This window comes from Piscinibacter defluvii (assembly GCF_004011805.1).
GTDB classification, from domain to species: domain Bacteria; phylum Pseudomonadota; class Gammaproteobacteria; order Burkholderiales; family Burkholderiaceae_C; genus Piscinibacter; species Piscinibacter defluvii.
In genome coordinates, this window is record NZ_RCHJ01000108.1 from 1 (window position 1) to 1,436 (window position 1,436).

The window sequence follows — 1,436 nt, forward strand, 5'->3', positions numbered from 1 at the left end:
AACAACAAGCTGCGCACTTCCTCCGGGATAGACGCATAGGCGTTGGACAGCAGGATCACAGGGCAAGACTCAACCAACTCGCCGGCGACGTGAGCTCGTGCGGCGTAGGCCCCGCGGCCCTTGCGGGTTCCGGTGTGTCTGACGTAGACGCTTGGTGCGCAGATGGTCATTTGGGGTGGTCCGACGCCTAACGTTTGAGCTGAGCGGCGGCCAACGGCGTGGCGCACTGGCCGCGAGGTGCAACATGTACCGCGGCGCCTCGCGGCCAGTGTGCCATGCCGTTGGCCGTCCGCTCGAGCGAAGGGTTAGGCCGCATTCTTGTACTGCACGAGGCTGGGGATGCCTGGCGACAGGGCTGCTCCATCCCAACGGATAGCACTCGGCTCGCACACCACGCCTTGGCTTGGGTTCAGAACCTCCACGAGCTTGGCGAAGAGCGCTTGCACTTTGGCCGGTTGCCGGTGTAGTGCAAACGGGCCAGACGCTGGAAGTTCAAGTAGGAGGCAGTTCTTTGCGTGTGGCGAGGTACTGCCAACGTGAACGGAAAGGTGGAAGGACTCTTCGTCGGGGCCACCTGACCAAAGGCTGGCGGAAAGGCCAAGCTCAGGAATAGTTCCCCCGTCGAGGTCTCGACGGTTCACGCCTCGCGCAAGCAACTTGCCGAGGGATGAGAGAGAAGGGACGAAGGCTGTCGACTCGGCGCGTTTGCGCGAGCGTGCCTTCAGAAAGAACGTGCCGAGACCCGCCTCCTGCATTGCAATGAATGCGGGAAGCAGCGCTTGAGCGGCCAACTGTGGCGAGGCTGCGCGCGCCTCCCAGTACAAGGCCACGAGGGCACGATCCGATAGTTGCATGCGGCCTAACGTTTGAGCTGAGGCGACCGCCGCGGATTGGCGCTTGGGCCGCGAGGCCGATGATATGCACCACGGCCTCGCGGCCCAAGTGCCAAGCCGTGGAGGGTCGCCTCGAGCGAAGGGTTAGGCCTCACTCGTTGCTGCGCAACTCCTTGCGGACGGTGAGCTTGAGGCCCGACCACACTTCGCTGACCGCGCAGACCTTGATGTCCACGAACCCGAGCGGAAGGGCGATTTCGCGAATGGTGTCTTCGGTGACCTCGCTCGGAACCTTGGAAGACTTCTTCGGCCACGAGATCCAGACGGCTGCATCGGCGTTGAGTTTGCTTCTGAGCGCTGCGAGACTGCGCGCCAGCTCTTGCCGCTTGGTAACGAAGACATGAACGAGGTTGGTTGTCTTCGACGGTGCGCTCTGTCTTTCCAAACCCTTCGGCAGCGGCCCGAGTAGCGCGGCGTACTCTGCGGGCTCGTTGATCACGACCAGGCGGGTCGTCTCTTTCAGCCCGAGCTTCTTGAGCAGCGGCGTTCCTGAGTACCCGACCGGCACGGCGTTTCCCTGTGAGGCCTAACGTTTGAGCTGAG

Annotated in this window: 2 protein-coding genes; both read right to left on the minus strand. The window is 62.9% G+C overall.

Translation table 11 applies throughout. The annotated features are described in order from the left end of the window. Positions 1-305: 305 nt before the first annotated feature. Positions 306-854: an Imm52 family immunity protein gene (locus tag D9C15_RS34685; protein ID WP_375138838.1), complete on the minus strand. Its 549-nt coding sequence runs from the start codon at positions 852-854 to the stop codon at positions 306-308. Between the two features lie 130 nt (positions 855-984). After that, the gene (locus D9C15_RS33085) at positions 985-1,401 is read right to left on the minus strand and encodes a DUF3052 family protein (RefSeq protein ID WP_164886977.1); all 417 of its coding nucleotides are present in this window, start codon (positions 1,399-1,401) and stop codon (positions 985-987) included. Positions 1,402-1,436 lie beyond the last annotated feature (35 nt).

Coding starts and splice junctions, on each gene's coding strand:
- D9C15_RS34685 (WP_375138838.1), bottom strand. CDS start 854: ATGCAACTATCGGATCGTGCCCTCGTGGCCTTGTACTGGGAGGCGCGC.